This window comes from Lautropia mirabilis, from assembly GCF_900637555.1.
GTDB lineage: Bacteria > Pseudomonadota > Gammaproteobacteria > Burkholderiales > Burkholderiaceae_E > Lautropia > Lautropia mirabilis.
The window spans coordinates 2,538,722-2,554,169 of sequence record NZ_LR134378.1 but is presented as its reverse complement, the minus strand read 5'-3'; the positions used below and the strand labels follow the sequence as shown (position 1 = coordinate 2,554,169).

Here is a 15,448-nt window from a genome sequence, read left to right as displayed (position 1 = left end):
CGTTGGCGGAATCCGCTATTTTATCGTGATCAGGCCTTCACTTCTGCATCCTGCGTGAAGGCGATGCCGCGCGCTTTCAGGGCCTTGCGCACGCCGGCGCCGTAGGCCGGGTCGGCCCGGTCGAAGTGGGTCAGCTGGCGGTCGATGATGAAGGCGGGCACCCCCTGCATCGAGCTGGCGATGTTGGCAAAGAGCCGTTCCTGCTGCGCGGCACCCAGCAGGCGGAACAGGGCACCCGGCTGGCTGTAGTCGTCGTTGCCTTCGCGGTGATCATAGCGATCGGCGTCACCCCTGATCTTCAGGGGCGGCTCGCGGAACTGCGGGGCCTGCACCGCCCCCCCGAACGAGTTCGGTTCGTAGTAGGCGTCGACCGCGCCACTCCTGTGGCCCATGAAGTTCATCTGGCCGTCGGTGTGGTAGTGATGCACCGGGCAGCGCGGCGCGTTGACGGGCAGCGCCTCGTAGTGCGTGCCCAGGCGGTAGCGGTGGGCGTCGGCGTACGAGAAGATCCGTGCCTGCAGTACCTTGTCGGGACTGGCGCCAATGCCGGGTACCAGGTTGCTGGGGGACATGGCCACCTGCTCGATCTCGGCGAAGTAGTTATCGGGGTTGCGGTTCAGCTCCATCACGCCCACCTCGATCAGCGGGTAGTCGGCGTGCGGCCAGACCTTGGTCAGGTCGAAAGGGTTGTAGGGTGTCTTCTCGGCGTCGGCCTCGGGCATGACCTGGATGTACAGCGTCCATTTCGGAAATTCGCCGCGCTCGATGGCGTTGAAGAGATCCTCCTGGTAGCTTTCGCGGGTCTTGCCGATGAGGGCCTCGGCTTCTTCGTTGGTGAGGGTGCGATGGCCCTGCTGCACCCTGAAGTGGAACTTCACCCAGAAGCGTTCGCCCTGGGCATTCCAGAGACTGTAGGTGTGGCTGCCGTAGCCGTTCATGAAGCGCGGGCTGGCCGGGATGCCCCGGTCGCTCATCAGGATGGTGACCTGGTGCAGGGATTCGGGCGACAGGCTCCAGAAGTCCCAGGCGGCCGTGGCGCTGCGCAGGTGGGTGCGCGGGTGGCGCTTCTGCGTGTGGATGAAGTCGGGGAACTTGAGCGGATCGCGAATGAAGAAGACGGGCGTGTTGTTGCCCACCAGATCCCAGTTGCCCTGGTCGGTGTAGAACTTCACGGCAAAGCCGCGCACGTCACGCTCGGCGTCGGCCGCGCCCATCTCACCGGCCACGGTGGAAAAGCGCGTGACCAGCGGTGTGACCTTGCCCACTTCCGAGAAGATGCTGGCACAGGTGTAGCGCGTGATGTCCTGGGTGACGGTGAAGGTGCCGAAGGCGCCCCAGCCCTTGGCGTGGACGACGCGCTCGGGGATGCGCTCACGGTTCTGGTGGGCCAGCTTCTCCAGCAGGTGCCAGTCCTGCATCAGCACCGGGCCGCGCGGGCCGGCCGTCAGGCTGTTCTGGTTGTCGACCACCGGGGCACCGGCCGTGGTGGTCATGACGGGACATCGCAGGGTGGGGTTCTGGGTCATGGCTTGTTCTCCGTGGAGGTTGTCGGGATCCCGGCGCATCGTGGCGCCGGGAAAGGGGACGTCATCGTCGTTGCCGGGACTTTACGGAGCGCAGGTCAATAGGTCTATTGAATTGTTTTTACTGAATTGATAGTGAGTAATGATCGTCTGAAGGATGAGGGCTGTGACCATCTCCGCCCGCCTGTCTGTCCATCCGTCGGCATGACGGTGGCATGACGGCGGCGAAAGGTGACAGGGTGAGGGTGGTTGATGACCCATGGATGACGTCGGCACCCGGGTGAGGTGATGGCGTCGTCATCACGCTGCGACCATCTGTCGGGTGTCGGCTGCCGATGGTCGGTGTTGTGGTCGGGGTCGCCGAGGGCAGGGCATCGCTGGCCTGTGGGGGAGAGGCCGGCGGAAAGCGGCCTGGCAAGGATGTTGGCGCAGCTGCTTGCCGGGACATGGAATGATTGTTCCGATTTGTGAGATATAAGTTATCTATTGGCTGACTTTGTTTTTGTGGTCATTGCCGTTACAGTCTCGGCATGGCGACGGTACGCGATGTCGCGGGGTGCTGTACCTTGTGGCCTGTCGGTTCAGTACGCTCGGCCTGCCACGCGGGATGATCTTTCCGCGGGGGCAGCGGACTGCCGGTTGATGTGCATCCCGGGCACGACGGAGCAGGGTTTCGCTGGTGTACCTGCCGTCATCGCCCTTCGCTTTCCGGACATTTTCATCCAGACGTGACCCGTTCAGGGCCACCTGGCGCTTTTCCATGACAGACAAACCTGCTCGATATTCCTCTCCCGCCATTGCCCTGCACTGGCTGATTGCCCTGGCGCTGTTCGGGCTGATCGGCCTGGGCTTCTACATGACGGGTCTGCCGATGTCGCCCGCCAAGCTTCAGTACTTCTCGTGGCACAAGTGGGCGGGCGTGACGATCTTCCTGCTGGTGCTGGTGCGCCTGGGCTGGCGGCTGGTGTCGCCGCCACCGGCCATGCCGGCCGCCACCTCGCCGCTGATGCGGCTGGCGGCCCATCTCGGCCATCTGGCCCTGTATGTGCTGATGCTGGCCATTCCGCTGTCGGGCTGGCTCATGAGCTCGGCCAAGGGCTTTCAGACGGTGTGGTTCGGCGTGCTGCCGCTGCCTGACCTGATCGGGCGCAACCTGGAGCTGGGCAAGCAGCTCTCCACCCTGCACCTGGGCCTGAATGTTGCCCTGCTGGTCATGGTGGCTGGCCATCTGCTGGCCGCGCTGGTGCACCAGCACGTGCAGAAGGATGGCACGATGTACCGGATGCTGCCGATTGCACGGCTGCGCCCTTCGGTTGCGATCGACTGATTCTGTTTTTCCCCGAATTCCTTTTTCAGACTGGAGCGACAACGATGCGTATTGCTCGCCTGCCGGTGGCGCTGGCCACCGCCTTTGCCCTGGTGGCGCTGCCCGGTGCAGCGGCTGCCGTGGAATACACGAAAATGGAGCCCGCCGGCAGCAAGGTGGCCTTCCAGTATCAGCAGCTGGGCGTGAAGCTCGATGGCCATTTCAAGCAGTTCTCGGGCCAGGTGAGCTTCGATCCGGCCAAGCCCCAGACCGGCAAGGCCTCGCTGGATGTGGAGCTGGGCAGCGTGGATGCCGGCTCGCCCGATGCCGATTCCGAGGTGGTGACGGCGCCGTGGTTCAACGTGGAGAAATTCCCCAAGGCCCATTTCGAGTCGACCTCGATCACCGCCAAGGGGGGTGACAGCTACGAGATCGCCGGCAAGCTGACCATCAAGGGCACGACGAAGGACGTGAGCTTCCCGGCCACCTTCAAGGCCGATGGCAACAAGGGCACGTTCTCGGGATCGCTCTCCATCAAGCGTGGTGACTTCGCCATCGGCGAAGGCGACTGGGCTTCGACCGACATCGTGGCCGGCGACGTGACGATCCGCTTCGACCTGAACGTGGCTGCCCAATGAGCGGGCCGGGCGCCTGTCGGGTGGGGTTTTTCCTCCTGACGTGTGCCTGTCCTCGGGTGCGTGATTTTCTTCGGCAGCAGTTTCCTGCCGATCAACCGGGGCGGCCGGCCCAGGCCGGTCTGTCCCCTGACTGTTTCAAGTTCATCCAAACAACATCATCCAAACAACAAAGGAGCTGGTAATGATGAAAAAACTGATCAAGTTCTCCGCCATTCCCGTGCTGGCCGTGGCTTTCTCGGCCCCCGCGCTGGCAACGCCCAAGAGCTACGTGGTGGATCCGACCCACTCGTTCGCCAACTTCTCGTACACCCACATGGGCCTGTCCGAGCAGGAAAGCCGCTTCGATGGCACGTCCGGCACGATCGTCTATGACGCCGCTGCCAAGACCGGTGCGGTGAATGTCGAGATCGACACGACCTCGGTGGACACGGGCTCCGACGCCCTGGACGAGCACCTGCGTGGCGCCGACTTCTTCGATTCGTCCAAGCATCCGAAGGCCACCTACAAATCCACCCGCATCGTGTTCAAGGGTGACACGCCGGTGGCCGTCGAGGGCAACCTGACGATCAAGGGCACGACCAAGCCCGTGACGATGACGATCGATTCGTTCTCGGCCAAGGAGCACCCGATGAAGCGCAAGGACGCGCTGGGTGCGAAGGCTCACATGAAGATCAAGCGCTCGGACTTCGGCCTGAGCAAGTTCGTGCCCGCCGTCAGCGATGACGTGCTGATCACCATCCGCGTCGAAGCCGTGGCCGAGTAAGACCCGGTCAGCCGGTCCCCGAATTCGGGGATCCGGCTTTGCCAAAAAAAAGCGCCCGAAAGGGCGCTTTCTTGTTTCCTGCCTCGGGTATCAGGCGTCCTGTGCTTCCGGTGCGTCTTCCAGCGCCACGTCCGTGGTGCCCTCGCGCACGCGGGTGGGCAGGCCCATGCCGGCCTGGAGCCGGAGCAGCGGCAGCGGCGGCAGCTCTTCCACGTTGACCATGCGCTGCACGTCCCAGGTGCCGTCGGCGATCAGCAGCGCCGCAGCGGCAGCCGGCACACCGGCGGTGTAGGAGATGGCCTGGCTGCCGATCTCGGCGTAGGTCTCTGCGTGGTCGCAGACGTTGTAGAGGAAGACCTCGCGCGGCTTGCCATCCTTCTCGCCCTTGAGCAGCGTGCCGATGCAGGTCTTGCCGGTGTAGTCCGGAGCCAGCGAGGCCGGGTCGGGCAGCACGGCCTTGACCAGCTGCAGCGGCACCACCTCCTGGCCGGAATCGAGCTGCACGGGCTGCTCGGAGAGCAGGCCCAGCGACTTCAGCACCGAGAAGACGTTGATGTAGTGCTCACCGAAGCCCATCCAGAAGCGGATGGTGGGGATCTTCAGGATCTGCGACAGCGAGTGGATCTCGTCGTGGCCGGTGAGGTAGGTGCTCTGCGTGCCCACGACCGGCAGGTCATCGGTGCGGCGTACCTCGAACATCTGGTTGGAGACCCACTGTCCCTGCTGCCAGGTCCAGGCCTGACCGGTGAACTCGCGGAAGTTGATCTCGGGGTTGAAGTTGGTGGCGAAGTAGCGGCCGTGGCTGCCGGCATTCACGTCGATGATGTCGAGCGAATCGATGCGATCGAACCAGCGCTGCTGCGCCAGCGCCGCATAGGCGTTGACGACGCCAGGATCGAAGCCGATGCCGAGGATGGCCGTGACGCCTTTCTGCTGGCACTCGTCACGGTACTTCCATTCATAGTTGGCATACCAGGGCGGCTGCTCGCAGATCTTGGCCGGATCTTCGTGGATGGCGGTGTCGAGGTAGGCGGCGCCGGTGTCGAGGCAGGCGCGCAGCACCGCCATGTTGACGAAGGCCGAGCCCACGTTGATGACGATGTGGATGTCGAGCTGGCGGATGAGCGCCCGGGTGGCGTCGATGTCCAGCGCATCCAGCGCGTGTGCTTCGAGGATGCCCGGTTCCTGCAGGCTGCCCCTGGCATGGATGCTGTCGATGATCTGCTGACACTTGGCCGGATTGCGGGAGGCCAGGTGGATGGCACCAAGCTTGCGGTTGTGCTGGGCGCACTTGTGGGCCACCACATGACCGACTCCACCAGCGCCAATGATCAGGACATTTTTCTTCATGCCAGGATGACTCCGCGAGTTGAAGGGGTTGTGAAACCCGACCGTCCGGCAAGAGGAACGCCGGCGGCCGTGAGGGGGGACTGCCGCATCAGGACAGGCTGTCGCGGTAGTCTTCGTAGCCGAAGCGGCGCTGCATCTCGATGCGGCCATCAAGCCTTCTGACGGCGATGGCGGGCATGGGCACGCCATTGAACCAGTTCTTCTTGACCATGGTGTAGCCGGCCGCGTCCTGCAGCGAGATGCGGTCGCCGGGGCGCAGCGGATGGGGGAAGGAGAACTCGCCGAAGATGTCGCCGGCCAGGCAGGTGTTGCCGGCCAGCTGGCAGCGCCAGGGGCCTTCATCGGGCAGCACGCGGGCCGGGAGCTCATAGGTGAGCAGGTCCAGCATGTGGGCCTCGATGGAGGCGTCGATGATGGCGATGGGCTTGGCGCGTTCCAGCACGTCCAGCACCGTCACTTCCAGCGTGGCGGCACCGGTGACGGCGGCCTCGCCGGGTTCCAGGTAGACCTGCACCTGCATGCGGTCGGCGAAGGCGCGCAGCCGGTCGGCCAGGGCCTCCAGCGGGTAGCCGGGGGCCGTGTAGTGGATGCCGCCGCCCAGGCTCACCCACGACAGGCGCTTGAGCAGCGGGCCGAACGTCCGTTCGATGCGATCGAGCATGCCGGAGAACTGCTCCAGACTGCGGTTCTCGCAATTGTTGTGGATCATCACGCCGCTGATGAGGTCGGCCACCTGCTCGATGCGGGCGGGATCGGATTCGCCCAGCCGGCTGTTGGGGCGGGCGGGGTCGGCCAGCAGGTAGGGCGAGTTGCTCACGCCCGGGTTGAGCCGCAGGCCCAGCGGGGTCTTGCCGCAGAGATTGGACAGGCGCTTGAGCTGGCTGATGGAGTTGAAGATCAGCTTGTCGGCCAGACGGGCGGCTTCGGTGACCTCGCCGGGGGCCCAGGCCACGCTGTAGCCGTGGGTCTCGCCGCCGAACTTCTCGTGCCCCAGGCGCACCTCGTTGAGCGACGAGGAGGTGGTGCCGTCCAGGTATTCACGCATCAGCGGAAAGACCGACCAGCCGGCAAAGCACTTGAGGGCGAGCAGCGCCTTGGCCCCCGAGCGTTCACGCAACCGGGCGATGGTTTCCAGATTGGTGCGCAGACGGGTCTCGTCGATCAGGTAGCAGGGCGTGGGCAGGCTCATTCCGTGGAGAACTCCAGGCGGCAGGAGGGAGTGGACGATGTGCGTTGCCGGCAGGCGGGCGAGGGCACGGGAAGCGGGACGGGCGCCAGCGCGAAGGATGGCGCCGGGGGCTTGCATTGTGTGTCGGGACACCGTGCGCCGGATGGTGCCGGCAGCGGAAAAGGCCCGGGTGGGTGCGGCGCCTGCGTGACGACCGCACAGGCCGCGAACTATACCGTCTGTGGCGTTTTTGTCAATTTGAGGGGCGTGCCCCAAAGAAAAACCGGATGCAGCCCTTGGTTGCGGGGGCTGCATCCGGTCCGGGGATGGTGCGGTGGATGTCAGGCGATCACTTCCAGCCGCCGCCCAGCACCTTGTACAGCTCCACCAGGTTCTGACGCTGCGCCGTGCGGGCCGTGATCAGCGCCTGCTGGGCCGCGAAGTGCGAACGCTGGGCGTCCAGCACGTCAAAGTAGCTGGCCACGCCGTTCTTGTAGCGCAGGTTGGCCAGCTCCAGCCGCTCGCCTTCGGTCCTGACCAGACCCTGCTGGGCATCGAGCTGCTCGACGAGACCCCGGCGGTTGGCCAGCGCGTCCGAGACCTCCTGGAAGGCGGTCTGGATGGCTTTTTCGTAGCTGGCGATGGCGATCTTCTGATCGACCTTGGACACGTCCAGGTTGGCGCGGTTGCGGCCATAGTCGAAGATCGGCAGCACGGCGTTCGGGTTCAGCGTCCAGATGAACTTGCCGTGGTCGAACAGGTCGTCCAGCTGGCGGCTGCCGAAACCGGCCGTGGCCGTGAGCGAGATGCGCGGGAAGAAGGCGGCCCGTGCCGCGCCGATGTTGGCCTCGGCGGCCCGCAGCTTCAGCTCGGCCTGGCGGATGTCCGGGCGGCGCATGAGCGTCTCGGACGGAATGCCGGCCGGCAGCTCCTGCAGCTCGACCCGGTCGCCGTGCGTATCGGCGGTGATCAGCTCGGCCGGGGGCTGCTGACCCAGCAGCACGGCCAGGGCGTCGTAGGCCACGTCACGCTGGCGCTGCAGCGTGGCCAGGGTGGCGCGCGCCGTGTAGACCAGTGAATCCGCCTGCTTGGCATCCAGCTCGGAGGCAGCGCCGTTGCGGTACTGCAGCTGGGTGAGCTGCTGTGAATCCTCACGCGTCTTCAGCGTGGCGCGGGTCAGCGCCAGCTGCTCGTCCAGCGACTGCAGGCCGAGGTAGGCGTTGGCCACGCCCGCCACCAGGGCGATCTGCGCGGTGCGCTGTGCTTCTTCCGTGGCCATGTAGCTGGACAGCGCTGCCCGGGTCAGATCCTTCACCCGTCCGAAGAAGTCCAGCTCGAAGGCCGTGATGCCCAGACCGATGCTGTAGTTGCTGGTCTGTTCCCCGGTGAGCACGCTGGGCTGACGCTGCAGGCCGAAGGAGCCGTTGACCGAGGGCAGCCGATCGGCACGCTGGATGCGGTACAGGGCCTGGGTACGCTCGACGTTGAGCGCGGCCAGCCTCAGATCGCGGTTGTTGTCCAGCGCGATCTGGATGAGCTGCTGCAGCGCGGGGTTGACGAAGAACTCCTTCCAGCCGATGTCGGCCGCCACCGGCTGGGCGGCAGCCGTGGTGACTGGATTGCCGGCCGCGTCCTGGGACGCCGACGGGCGGGCGGCGGCGTCATGGGGCTGGGCGTGGGCAAACTGGTCGGGCACCGGGGCGTCCGGGTTCTTGGGCAGGGGGGCCAGCGAACCGCAGCCGGCCAGCACCAGCAGGGCTGTCAGCACACTCAGGCGGGCCGGCATCCGTGCCTGCCCGGCACGGCCGGCTGCCTGCCGGTGTGCCGCCGGGCGGGAGGCGGGGGAGGCGTCCCCCGGGCGCTCAGTGATGGTAGTCATGGGAAAGGCTCTCCGAATGCTTGGGTTCCGTGGCCAGTGTGTCACGACGACGGAACAGCCACATCACGATCACATAGAACAGCGGCACGAACAGCAGCGCCAGCACGGTGGCCGAGATCATCCCGCCGACGACGCCGATGCCGATGGCGCGCTGGCTGGTCGAGCTGGCCCCGGTGGCGACGGCCAGCGGAACCACGCCCAGCGTGAACGCCAGCGAGGTCATCAGGATGGGGCGGAACCGCAGGTGCGCAGCCTGAAGTGCCGCAGCGGCCACCGATTTGCCCTGCAGCTCGTGCAGCTCCTTGGCGAACTCGATGATCAGGATGGCGTTCTTGGCCGACAGACCGATGATGGTGATCATGCCGAGCTTGAAGTAGACATCGTTCTCGAGCCCGCCCCATTGGGCAGCCAGGACGACGCCGAGCACGCCCAGCGGCACCACCAGCAGCACCGACAGCGGAATGGCCCAGCTTTCATACAGCGCGGCCAGGCACAGGAAGATGGCCAGCAGCGAGAAGGCGTACAGGATGTAGACCTGCGAGCCGGAGCGCTTCTCCTCGAAGGAGATGCCGGTCCACTCGTAGCCGTAGCCCTGGGGCAGTTCGGCCACCAGCTGCTCGACCTTGGCCATCACGTCACCGGTACTGATGCCCGGCAGCGGCGTGAATTCCAGCCGGATGGACGGGTAGCCGTTGTAGCGGATGGTCTGCATCGGGCCCACCGCCCAGCGCACGCTGGCAAAGGACGAGAAGGGCACGACCGCGCCCGAGGTGTTCAGCACGTTCAGCTTCAGGATGTCCTGGGGCTGCATGCGGTCCTTGGCATCGGCCTGCACCATGACGCGCTGCAGACGTCCCTGGTTGGGGAAGTCGTTCACGTAGGTGGAGCCCATCATCGTGGACAGCGTGCTGCTGATGGACGCAAACGGCACGCCCAGGGCATTGGCCTTCTCGCGGTCGATGTCGACCTGCAGCTGCGGAGCGTCATCCAGACCGTCCATCCGCACCATGGCGAACATGCCGCTCTTCATGGCCAGGCCCGTGAGCTGCTTGCTCGCCTGCATCAGGGCGTCGTGGCCCTTGCTGGAGCGGTCCTGCAGTCGCAGCGTCGCACCGCTGGCGTTGCCCAGCTCGGCAATGGCCGGCGGCGACAGCGGGTAGACGAAGGCATCGCGGATGCCCGCCAATGCCATCTGGGCCCGCTGGGCCAGGGCAGCGGCCGAGTGCTCTTCACCCTGGCGCTCGTTCCAGTCCTTCAGCGTCACGAAGGCGATGGCCGCGTTCTGGCCGTTGCCGCTGAACGAGAAGCCCAGCACGCCGATGGTGTTCTTGACCTCGGGCTGCGCCATCATGAACTGCTCGATCTGCTTCATGGCATCCAGCGTGCGCTCCTGCGAGGCACCGGGCGGCAGCTGGACGTTCACCACGATGTAGCCCTGGTCCTCGTTGGGCAGGAAGCCCGAGGGGATGCGCATGAAGAAGAAGGCCGTGACACCGATGATGACGCCATAGAGCAGCATCCACCAGGCCGAACGCCGGATGACGCGGGCCATGCTGCTTTCATAGCGCTTGGCCGTGCTGGCAAAGCCGCGGTTGAACCAGCCGAAGAAGCCGCTCTTGGCATGATGGTGGCCGGCCTCGACCGGCTTCAGGAACGAGGCGCACAGCGCCGGCGTGAGCGACAGCGCCAGGAAGGCCGAGAAGCCGATGGAGGTGGCCATGACCGCCGAGAACTGGCGGTAGATGTTGCCCACCGCGCCGCCGAAGAAGGCCAGCGGGATGAACACCGAGATCAGCACCACGGTCACGCCCACGATGGCGCCCGAGATCTGACCCATGGCCTTGACGGTGGCCTGCCGGGGCGGCAGCCCTTCCTCGCTCATGATCCGCTCGACGTTCTCCACCACGATGATGGCGTCGTCCACCACGATGCCGATCACCAGCACCATGCCGAACATCGTGAGCACGTTGATGGACATGCCCAGCGAGAGCAGCACGCCGAAGGTGGCCAGCAGCGCCACCGGCACCACGATGGTGGGAATGAGGGTGTAGCGGATGTTCTGAAGGAACAGGAACATCACCAGGAACACCAGCACGATGGCTTCACCCAGCGTGTGCACCACCTGCTCGATGGAGATGTCGACGAAGTCCGAGGTGTCGTAGGGCACCTGCCATTCCATGCCTTGCGGGAAGAACTGCTGCAGCTCCTTCATCTTGGCGTGGACGGCACGGGCCGTGGACAGCGCATTGCCGGTGTTGGACAGACTCACGCCGATGCCGGTGGCGGGCTTGCCGTTGATGCGGGCGGTGGTGGCATAGCTCTGACCCCCCAGCTCAATGCGCGCCACGTCCTTCAGGCGCACGGCTGCACCGCTGGAGGTGGTGCGCAGCACGATGTTGCCGAATTCCTCGACCGTGCTGAGCTGGCCCTTGACGTTGACGTTGGCCGTGATCGGCGTGCCGTGCAGGTTGGGCAACGCGCCGGTGGCGCCGGCCGAGACCTGGATGTTCTGACCCTGGATGGCCGAGACCACGTCGGCTGAGGACAGCTTGTAACTGTCCAGCTTGGCCGGGTCGACCCAGATGCGCATGGCGCGCTCGGCACCGAACAGTCGGGCCTGGCCCACGCCTTCGATACGCTGGATCTCGGGCAGGATGTTGCGCGAGGCATAGTCACCCATGCCGATGGTGTCCAGCGACGGATCGTTGGACGACAGCATCACGAAGGTGAGGAAGTTGGAACGGGCCTTCTCGATCTGCACACCCTGCTGGGTGACGGCACTGGGCAGCCGGGGCGTGGCCCGCGACAGGCGGTTCTGCACGTCCACCTGGGCGAGATCCTCGTTGGTGCCGTTCTCGAAGGTGAGCGACAGCGTGCCGGTACCGTCGGCCTGGGCGACCGATTCCATGTACATGAGACCCGGCGAGCCGTTCATCTCGCGCTCGATGATGCTGAGCACGCTGTCTTCCAGCGTCTGGGCGGAGGCGCCCGGGTAGGTGGTGCTGATCCGGATGGTGGGGGGCGCGACGTTCGGGTACTGCGAGACGGGCAGCTGGGTGATCGAGACGACCCCCAGCACCATCAGGAACAGCGCCACGACCCATGCAAAGACGGGGCGGTAAATGAAGAACTTGGCCATGAAGCGTGCCTCTTACTTGCTGTTGCCGTGCTGGTCGGCACCCTGAGGCTGCTGGCCCTGGGCACCGCCCTGGGCGGCCTGCTGCTGCGAGACCGGCGGCTGGCCCGGTTTCCAGGGCACCGGGATCACCTTGGGTACGCGCAGCATCTCCACCAGCTGGAAGCCATCGACCATTACCTGGTCACCAGCCTTCAGGCCGCCGACCACCACCCAGTTGGCACCATGGGCGCCGCTGATCTGCACCGGCACCTGCTTGCGGGTGGCGGCGGGCACTTCCTGCGGCTTGCCGTTGGGACCCTGCGGGGGCATCGTCACCGTGCCGGCAGGTTCCAGGATGGTGAGCGTGTCGCCTTGGGCGGTACGGGTCACGGCCTGCTGGGGCACCAGGATGGCGTCGGGGATGGCGGCCTGGTCGAGCACGGCACGCACGTACATGCCCGGCAGCAGGGTGCCGTCCGGGTTGGGTACCTCGGCGCGCAGCGTCACCTGACCGGTGCTCTCTTCCACCGTCAGGTCAGTGAACAGCAGTGCGCCCTTGTGCGGGTACTCGGTACCGTCGTCGAACTGGATGCGCACGCTGGCGCTTTCGCCATGGCCTTCGGCGGCCTTGAGCTTGCCGCTGGCCAGACCCTGGCGCAGCTTCATCACGGCCGATGCCGGCTGGGTGATGTTCACGTACACCGGATCGATCTGCTGGACGGTGGCCAGCGGGGTGGCAGCCCCCTGGCCGACCAGCGCACCTTCCGTCACCAGCGCACGGCCGATGCGGCCGCTGATGGGGGAGGTGACCGTCGCGTACGACAGGTTGATCTGGGCCGTCTTCAGGTTGGCACGGGCCACGGCGATGTCGGCAGCGGCCTGGCGCTGGGCCGACACGGCGTTGTCATAGTCCAGCTTGCTGATGGCGTTGGCCTTCATCAGCGGCGTGTAGCGGGCCACCTTCTGGGCAGCCAGCTTCTCGGCCGTCTGGGCGCGCACCAGGGCAGCCTGGGCACTGTTGTAGGCGGCGCGCAGCGGGGCAGGGTCGATCTGGAACAGCACCTGGCCGGCCTTCACGTCACTGCCTTCCTTGAAGAGGCGCTTCTCCAGGATGCCGGCGGCACGGGCGCGGATCTCGGCCACGCGCGACGCTTCGACCCGGCCCGGCAGGTTCTGGGAAAGGCCGACGGGTGAAACCTGGGCCTGGATCACGCCGACGGGCAGAGCCGGCGGCGTGCCGCCGCCGGCCGCCTGCTGCTGGCCGCCCTGCTGGCAGGCGGCTACGGCGGCCAGCGCGACGCTGGTCACGATTCCCTTGACGACCATGCCCGCAAGACGGGGCTGGCGTTTATGGCGGCCGTCTTGCCGCGAAAGAGATGTCTGATTCATGGACATGCAGGATGAACGAAAGTGCCGGAAAGGGCGGCGGCAACGGCCGACCCGTGTCGCGGACGGATGAAACGGAGGGGAAAACGGAGTGCGGAAGGGCTGCCTGGCACGCCCAACTGGCGAGTTCCGTGAGTGTGGCCTGTCGCCGGTCCTGCACCCTGGTCCGTGCCCGGGCATCGGGAACAGGGGGCGGGTGGCGCGGCCACGAAGGTTGTGGCGGAGCTGGGTCGGGCGATGTACCCGTCCCGGCCTTGCGGGCCCGGATGGCAAAAGCCATCCGGGCCCGCAAGGCCGGATCACGGATCCGGGAAAGCGCCCCGAATGACGGGGCGCCGGGTACTGAAAATGCGGCAGACGGCCGACGGCACGATCCTAGCATGCCACGAATCGCCTCGCGGACAGGCTCAGTGCCTGTCGTCCTCGGCGGCACCGCGCTCAGGGGCAGCGGCCCTGGAGCGGGCACGCAGCTGGCGACGCGGAGCGGGTGCGGCATCGGTCGCGGCCGGGGCCGCAGGCTGCACGCCACTGCCCAGCACCGGCTGCAGCAGCGGCACCAGGATCGAGAAGAGCTTCGGGTTGCCGGCCAGCATCTGGCCACCATCCAGATAGTTCGCCTCGCCGTCGAAGTCGCCCACCAGACCGCCGGCTTCAGTGACCAGCAGGCTGCCGGCAGCCACGTCCCAGGGCTTGAGCCCCAGTTCGAAGAAGGCGTCGAAGCGGCCGGTGGCCACATAGGCCAGATCCAGCGCGGCCGAGCCCGAGCGGCGCATGATGGCGCCCTTGTCGACCAGCGGACGCAGCACCGTCAGGTAGGCGTCCTCGTCCTGGTGACGACGGAAGGGGAAGCCCGTGCCCAGCAGCGAATCCTCCAGACGGAAGCGCTTGCTGGCGCGGATGCGGCGGTCGTTGAGGAAGGCGCCCCGGCCACGGGTGGCCGTGAACAGCTCGTTGCGGTTGGGATCGAAGATCAGTGCCTGGGTGATCACGCCGCGCTCCATCAGGGCGATGGAGATGCAGTAATGGGGCAGACCATGAATGAAGTTGGTGGTGCCGTCCAGCGGATCGATGATCCAGACGTGCTCCACGTCCTTCAGCGGGGTGTCGGCCGGGGTGGACCTGCCGGGCTGGAAGCCGGATTCCTCCGCTAAGATTGCATGGTCTGGGTAGGCCGCAAGCAGCGTCTCGATGATGGCGGCTTCGGAAGCACGATCCACCTCGGTGACGAAGTCGTTGCGGTCCTTGCGGGTGATCTGCACCGTTTCGATGTCGACACTGGCGCGGTTGATCAGTCGGCCAGCCTGCCGTGCGGCACGCACGGCGACATTGAGCATCGGATGCATGGTGACTCTTCAGAAGAACAATTCCGGGATTCTACATCAACAAATGACCGAGCGTTTAGAAACTCACCGCAAACTGGATGCATTCAGCCAACACTTGCTGGATGCCTGTCGGTTCGTGCTGGTTTCGCCCAGTTTGTCGGCCAATATCGGATCGGCCGTGCGGGCGCTCACCACCATGGGCATCCCGGATCTGATGGTGGTGGCACCGCGTGACGCTGCGTTCCGTGAAGATGCAGGAGCGCTGGCTCTGGCCGCTGGTGCGGAGGCGCGGCTGGCCCAGGTGGGCAGCCGTCCCAGTCTGGACGCGGCACTGGCCGACTGCCAGCTGGCGGTGGCGGTCAGTGCCGAGGGGCGGGAGTTTGGCCCGCCGCCCGCCTTTCCGGGGCCGCTGTGTGCCGAGGTGCTGGGCATGCTGTCGGCCGGGCAGGTGCAGCGGGTGGCCTTTGTCTTCGGTACCGAGCGCACCGGGCTGGGTACGGCCGAGATGGCACGCTGCCAGCGCTGGCTCACCATTCCGGCGGACGCCGACTACAGTTCGCTGAACCTGGCGCAGGCGGTGCAGATCGTGGCGTTCTCGCTACGGCGGGCGGTGCTGGAGCGGGAGGCGGCGCGTGTCATGACCCGTGGGGAATCCGCGTCAGGTGGAGCGCCGAGCGCAGAGCTGGCCCGTGCCGTGGATGGATATCCGACGGACGTGTGTGGCCGTGAAGATGCGGCAAGTCCGGCGGCTGGCGTGCGCCATGACGGTAGTCGGGGCCTCAGGTCAGGTGAAAGACTGGCCGATCTGGGCGCCGTGGAAGGGCTGGTTCGGCATGCCGAGAGCAGCCTGGCGGCGCTGGGCACGCTCGATCCGGCCCGGCCGCGGCGGCTGATGGCCCGGTTGCGGCATCTGTTTGGCCGCACGTCGCTGACGGCGGCCGAAGTGGATCTGCTGCGCGGCATCTGCCGCGACATCGATCGGCGGACGAAGTGAG

General features: G+C 66.1%; 11 protein-coding genes. 4 read left to right on the top strand and 7 right to left on the bottom strand.

Annotated elements, in window-relative coordinates; genetic code table 11:
• Nucleotides 1-29: 29 nt before the first annotated feature.
• Nucleotides 30-1,526 (bottom strand): catalase, encoded by a 1,497-nt coding sequence (locus EL249_RS10400; protein ID WP_083799446.1) that lies wholly within the window; start codon nucleotides 1,524-1,526, stop codon nucleotides 30-32.
• 757 nt (nucleotides 1,527-2,283) lie between these two features.
• Here EL249_RS10400 and EL249_RS10395 point away from each other — a divergent pair.
• The 3 genes from EL249_RS10395 to EL249_RS10385 all read left to right on the top strand — a co-directional run bounded on the left by EL249_RS10395 (nucleotide 2,284) and on the right by EL249_RS10385 (nucleotide 4,230).
• The gene (locus tag EL249_RS10395; protein WP_005672560.1) at nucleotides 2,284-2,850 is read left to right on the top strand and encodes a cytochrome b; all 567 of its coding nucleotides are present in this window, start codon (nucleotides 2,284-2,286) and stop codon (nucleotides 2,848-2,850) included.
• Nucleotides 2,851-2,894: 44 nt separating this feature from the next.
• Nucleotides 2,895-3,467, top strand: a complete 573-nt coding sequence (locus EL249_RS10390) for a YceI family protein (protein WP_005672561.1) — start codon at nucleotides 2,895-2,897, stop codon at nucleotides 3,465-3,467.
• Between the two features lie 181 nt (nucleotides 3,468-3,648).
• Entirely contained in the window at nucleotides 3,649-4,230 is a 582-nt protein-coding gene (locus EL249_RS10385) for a YceI family protein (protein WP_005672563.1), read from the top strand.
• Between the two features lie 90 nt (nucleotides 4,231-4,320).
• Here EL249_RS10385 and EL249_RS10380 read toward each other — a convergent pair whose 3' ends face one another.
• The 6 genes from EL249_RS10380 to EL249_RS10355 form a co-directional block, all read right to left on the bottom strand.
• Entirely contained in the window at nucleotides 4,321-5,580 is a 1,260-nt protein-coding gene (locus tag EL249_RS10380) for a saccharopine dehydrogenase family protein (RefSeq protein WP_005672564.1), read from the bottom strand.
• An 88-nt stretch (nucleotides 5,581-5,668) separates the two neighbouring features.
• On the bottom strand, nucleotides 5,669-6,769 hold the full coding sequence (locus EL249_RS10375; RefSeq protein ID WP_005672565.1) for a carboxynorspermidine decarboxylase: 1,101 nt from the start codon (nucleotides 6,767-6,769) through the stop codon (nucleotides 5,669-5,671).
• Nucleotides 6,770-7,097: 328 nt separating this feature from the next.
• The gene (locus tag EL249_RS10370; RefSeq protein WP_005672566.1) at nucleotides 7,098-8,534 is read right to left on the bottom strand and encodes an efflux transporter outer membrane subunit; all 1,437 of its coding nucleotides are present in this window, start codon (nucleotides 8,532-8,534) and stop codon (nucleotides 7,098-7,100) included.
• Nucleotides 8,535-8,610: 76 nt separating this feature from the next.
• Nucleotides 8,611-11,766: an efflux RND transporter permease subunit gene (locus EL249_RS10365; protein ID WP_005672568.1), complete on the bottom strand. Its 3,156-nt coding sequence runs from the start codon at nucleotides 11,764-11,766 to the stop codon at nucleotides 8,611-8,613.
• A 12-nt stretch (nucleotides 11,767-11,778) separates the two neighbouring features.
• Nucleotides 11,779-13,071 (bottom strand): efflux RND transporter periplasmic adaptor subunit, encoded by a 1,293-nt coding sequence (locus EL249_RS10360; RefSeq protein ID WP_005672569.1) that lies wholly within the window; start codon nucleotides 13,069-13,071, stop codon nucleotides 11,779-11,781.
• 467 nt (nucleotides 13,072-13,538) lie between these two features.
• Nucleotides 13,539-14,474, bottom strand: a complete 936-nt coding sequence (locus tag EL249_RS10355) for an inositol monophosphatase family protein (protein WP_005672570.1) — start codon at nucleotides 14,472-14,474, stop codon at nucleotides 13,539-13,541.
• Nucleotides 14,475-14,517: 43 nt separating this feature from the next.
• Between EL249_RS10355 and EL249_RS10350 the strand changes: the two genes are divergently transcribed.
• The gene (locus EL249_RS10350; RefSeq protein WP_169311656.1) at nucleotides 14,518-15,447 is read left to right on the top strand and encodes an RNA methyltransferase; all 930 of its coding nucleotides are present in this window, start codon (nucleotides 14,518-14,520) and stop codon (nucleotides 15,445-15,447) included.
• The last annotated feature ends 1 nt before the right edge of the window (nucleotide 15,448 follow it).